General features: G+C 47.0%; 3 protein-coding genes. 2 read left to right on the top strand and 1 reads right to left on the bottom strand.

What is annotated here, in order from left to right; genetic code table 11:
• Positions 1 to 77: 77 nt before the first annotated feature.
• A complete protein-coding gene (locus tag Q0668_RS11530; RefSeq protein WP_298864525.1) occupies positions 78 to 1,076 on the bottom strand; it encodes an adenosine deaminase in 999 nt (332 codons plus the stop codon).
• Between the two features lie 193 nt (positions 1,077 to 1,269).
• On the opposite strand from Q0668_RS11530, the gene Q0668_RS11535 reads away from it, so the two are divergent.
• Positions 1,270 to 2,589: a neutral/alkaline non-lysosomal ceramidase N-terminal domain-containing protein gene (locus Q0668_RS11535; RefSeq protein ID WP_298864527.1), complete on the top strand. Its 1,320-nt coding sequence runs from the start codon at positions 1,270 to 1,272 to the stop codon at positions 2,587 to 2,589.
• Between the two features lie 704 nt (positions 2,590 to 3,293).
• Positions 3,294 to 5,010: serine protein kinase (locus Q0668_RS11540; RefSeq protein ID WP_298864530.1), on the top strand; the 1,717-nt coding region annotated here is incomplete at its 3' end.

A 5,010-nucleotide genomic window follows, 5' to 3' on the forward strand; every position in this document is an offset into this window, starting at 1 on the left:
TTGACCCGAAAATGAAAGCGTACCTGAATACCGTTCTGGATACGTTAAATAATTAGTCAACAGAATTCCTGTCGGTGTCAGTTTACGAATTCTGGCAGTTCTGCCATCAACTTTTGCTTTTCCTCGTCAGATAGAAAGGCTGCTGCGAACGAATTTTGCGCCAGTTTGATCAAGTCAGCCTGAGTCAGATCTAATGACTGCTGGATTGCAGCGAAGTTTTCATTGACGTAACCGCCGAAGTAGGGTGGATCATCGGAATTGACGGTGACTAATAAGCCGGCATCCAGCATGCGTTTCAAAGGATGCTCAGACATTGTTTTGAAAACACAGAGTCGGACATTAGAAAGTGGGCAGACGGTTAATGGAATCTGTTCTTTCGCCAGTCGCGCGATGAGGGCGGCATCTTCCATACAACGCACACCATGATCAATGCGTTCCGCGTGCAGCAGATCCAGGGCTTCTGTTATGTATTCGGGCGGGCCCTCTTCACCCGCGTGACAAACAACCCGGAATCCGTGTCGGCGGGCTTCCGCGAATACATTTGCAAATTTGGAAGGGGGATGTCCCAGTTCTGAGGAATCCAGACCGACACCTATGATTTGTTCACGGAAAGGAAGGGCCTGCTGTAATATTTCCATTGCCGATTCGGCTGATAAGTGTCGTAAAAAACTGAGGATAAGCTGGGATGAGATACCGAGTTCCGTTTGACCCTGCTTCAGAGCCGACGTGATTCCATTCAACACCGTTTCAAAAGGAATGTCTCGGTCGGTATGCGATTGAGGATCAAAGAAAATTTCGGTGTGTCGTACGTTTTGAGACGCCGCCTTTTTCAGGTACGCCAGCGTCAGGTCGTGGAAGTCTTCTTCCGTACGCACGACACTGATCGAGGCGTAGTACAGGTCGAGGAATGACTGGAGATCGGTAAAATCAAAGGCTGCCTGCATTTGTTCGACCGTCTGATAAGGGAAATCGATCTGGTTCTTTTCCGCCAGGCGTAGCGCCAGTTCTGGTTCCAGAGTTCCTTCAATGTGGAGATGCAGTTCTGCTTTTGGTAATCGGGCGATAAAATCTTCCATGTCTCTGTCTCCGATGCCGTGTCAGTTCGTTCGAGTGCCGATTCAAAAAGAAATATTTCTATGGCCATCCTAGTCTGCGGAGAGGGATTGTCAACTGCAGGGCGAAACCGCTGAGGCTTCGTTTTTGTGCAGCAATATTATAGGATAAACAGAGATGAAGACATCACTTGCTTTTTAAAAAGAGGTTGAAGCCATGTCGAGGAAAATTCTGGTTTGTCTGTTCGCGTTACTGGTTTTAAATCAAACTGGATTGCAGGCTGGTGAATGGAGGGTGGGAATCGCGCGTGTTGATATTACACCTGTGAAAGCGGGTTGGCTGGCCGGTTATGCCTCTCGCAAAAAACCGGCTCAGGGAACGACACATCCGTTATGGGCCAAAGCTCTGGTTTTCGAAGATAAAAATGGAACGCGCGCGGCTATTGTCACGACCGACCTGATTGGTCTCACGCGTGATATTTCCGATGCGGTAGGAAAACGCGTTGCCAATAAAACGGGAATCACGCGCGAACAGATTCTATTGAATTCCTCGCATACGCATTCTGGACCAGTTGTTCGAGGCTGTGCCTCATTAGCTTATGGATTTAATGCTGCTCAACGGAAAGAAGTTGATGAATATGCAAAGTTGCTGAAAGAGAAGCTGACGAACGTGATCGTGAAAGCCAGCCAGTCACTGGTGGATGTGACGCTCGCGTATGGGGAAGCGCAAGCGACTTTTGCACGGAATCGGCGTGGTCGATACAACCCGAATGGCCCCGTGGATCATACTGTGCCCGTATTACGTGTGAATGATGTCAATGGAAAAACACAGGCCATTTTATTTGGGTATGCCTGCCATAATACGACCATTGCCCTGTTTGAATATTGCGGCGATTATGCCGGGTTCGCTCAGGTGGCGCTTGAGAAAAAATATCCCGGCACGATGGCTCTGTTTATGATGGGCTGCGGAGGCGATGCGAATCCTCATCCTCGCGGTACACTAGCTTTGGCAGAGCAGCATGGTAATGCATTAGCCGACTCAGTGGTGCGGGCAATGGGGAAATCGATGGATCCCGTCAAAGGACCTTTGGAAGTAAAATTTCAGCGCACCGATTTAGCGTTTGTTGATCCGCCATCCAAGACAGATTTAATCGCAGAGCAGGGAAAGGGTGATATCTACACGCAACGCCTCAACAAGTATCTGCTGAATCAACTGGATGAGACAGGTTCAATCACATCTTCCTATCCGTTTTCTGTTCAAGTGATTTTCTTTGGGAATGATCTGACGTTGATTGGCCTGGGAGGAGAGACGGTGATTGATTATTCCATTCGTTTACACGAAGAATTATCGGGTCGTCGTATTTGGGTCGCCGGCTATTGCAATGAAGTCTTTGCTTACGTGCCTTCCGAACGTGTGCTCAAGGAGGGGGGATATGAGGGCGGCGGTGCGATGAAGTACTTCGGTTTTCATGGTCCCTTCAAGCCCGGACTGGAAGACCGCATCATTGAGCTTGTACACACTCTGATGAAACCCTAGCGCGGCGTTTGGTGTCCGCTTGAAATCGCACTGTGTTTGATCGCCTTAGGGAATCGTTTGCATTGAGCAGAACGCCTCTGTCTTCCAATATTAAACGAATGATTTCTTAACCAGTTTCGTTGCTCTAAGCGTAGTAATGATGGTTAGTAGTGTGGGACTGCAAATGAAAATTCTTAGCAGATCCAGTCTGTCCAAGCTGTGAGGGGGTATTTCGTTCAGGAGTCCCTGTAAGGCTTTAGGTGAATCAGAGCGTCTGAAGAGATGTTTTTCTAACTGGTTGTCAGTATGTAACTTACCGGTTTAAAAATGCAGGTTTGAACCAGTGGAGTTTTTGCTGAGTATAAGATTGCTATTGTCTCAAACTAGGGCGTGGGAAATAATAGTAGTGCTCGAAGCATTGTAAAGTCACTGACATACCTGTGTGGCATGCCTAGAACGCTTTCGAGCCACGTCCACACGAGAATCCCAATTTTACAATTTGGTGTTGGCCATGGATGGTCTTGTAAACAACCTCGAAACAAATTCATTTTTGTATGAGGGAACTATCCTTGCGCGGTGTGTGTCTAATCGGACGTAAAATTATCAGTACCTTTTGAAAGGCAACAGCACTTGAGAAAGAGTTTGTTCAATTAAATAACCTCGAACTTATTGGCCAACAAACGGCCTGCCAGAGTGCACGTCGTGAAGCCAGGAGGAGGATTCCCATGGAAAATGGTCGATCGATTTTAAATCAAATCTCTGGTCAGCTTAATGCTGATTCTTTCCAGCAGGAACATTGGCAAGGGACTTTTGATGAGTACCTGGACCTTGTTCGAGCAGACCCCAAAGTGACGCGAACGGCGTTCCAAAGAGTTTATGACATGGTCATGAGCCATGGAACCTATCCCGTGGAAGGCAAGAAATCGTTAGTTCGCTATCGCTTCTTCGATGATCCGGTAAACGATGGTCGCGACGGAATTTTTGGTCTTTCCAAGCCGTTAATGGAGTTGGTCAACGTATTCAAATCGGCCTCCTTGAAGTACGGCAGTGAACGTCGTGTGTTGTTACTGCATGGCCCTGTGGGAAGTTCAAAAAGTACAATTGCACGGCTCTTGAAGCAGGGCTTAGAACGCTATTCGCGTACGGAAGAAGGTGCCCTGTATAGCTTCGGGTGGAAAGAAGCGGATGGATCGATTCACTGGGATCCGATGAATAGTGATCCCTTGCAATTAATCCCCTTGGAGAATCGGGCTGAGATCTGCAAGTATCTAAATGCCGATCGCGATGCGAACAACGAGTTAGATTATATTGTGGAAATCACAGGCGAAGTCTGTCCTTTGAGTCGATTCCTGTTCAATGAAAGGCTGAAGGAATGCAATGGGGACTGGACCAAAGTGATGGAACAGGTCGTCGTGAAACGGATTATCTTTTCCGAGCAGGATCGAATTGGCATCGGAACGTTCCAGCCGAAAGATGAGAAAAACCAGGATTCAACAGAGTTAACGGGTGATATTAATTATCGAAAAATTGCACAATATGGCAGCGAAAGCGACCCACGAGCTTTTAATTTCGACGGTGAATTCAATGTGTCCAACCGGGGTCTGATTGAGTTCATCGAAGTGTTGAAGCTGGATGTGGCGTTTTTGTATGACCTGCTTGGTGCCTCACAGGAACATAAGATTAAGCCGAAGAAATTTGCACAAACGGATATTGATACCGTGATTATCGGCCATACGAATGAACCGGAATATCGTCGGTTGCAGTCGAATGAATTCATGGAAGCGCTTCGGGATCGTACCGTAAAAATCGATGTGCCTTACGTTACGAAGTTGAGCGAAGAAATCAAAATCTACGAGAAGGATTATAATTCCAAGCGCGTGCGTGGCAAGCATATTGCCCCGCATACACTGGAGATCGCAGCTATGTGGGCCGTATTGACGCGACTCGAAACGCCCAAGCATCACGGATTAACTCTGGTGCAGAAAATGAATTTGTATAATGGTAAATCGTTAACTGGATTTACCAGTGAGAATGTCGAACAGCTCCGGAAGGAAGCCAAATCGGAAGGGTTGTTCGGGATTTCTCCGCGTTATGTTCAAGACAAAATCTCTAATGCTCTGGTGGTAAATTCGCATAGCTCGAATTTGAATCCATTCATGCTGCTCAATGAACTGGAAGAAGGGTTGAAACATCATTCGTTGATCGCCAACGAAGAATTGCGAGACCATTACCGCCAGTTAATTACCATCGTCAAAGAAGAGTATACCGACATTGTCAAGAATGAAGTGCAGCGTGCTATTGCCGCTGATGAAGAAGCATTGACTCGATTGTGCGGTAATTATCTTGATAACGTGAAAGCGTATACACAGAAAGAGCGTGTGAAAAATAACTTTACGGGTGAATACGAAGAACCCGATGAACGGCAGATGCGTTCTATTGAAG

It is taken from the genome of uncultured Gimesia sp. (assembly GCF_937910335.1).
Classification (GTDB): Bacteria; Planctomycetota; Planctomycetia; order Planctomycetales; family Planctomycetaceae; genus Gimesia.

Coding starts and splice junctions, on each gene's coding strand:
- Q0668_RS11530 (WP_298864525.1), bottom strand. CDS start 1,076: ATGGAAGATTTTATCGCCCGATTACCAAAAGCAGAACTGCATCTCCAC.
- Q0668_RS11535 (WP_298864527.1), top strand. CDS start 1,270: ATGTCGAGGAAAATTCTGGTTTGTCTGTTCGCGTTACTGGTTTTAAAT.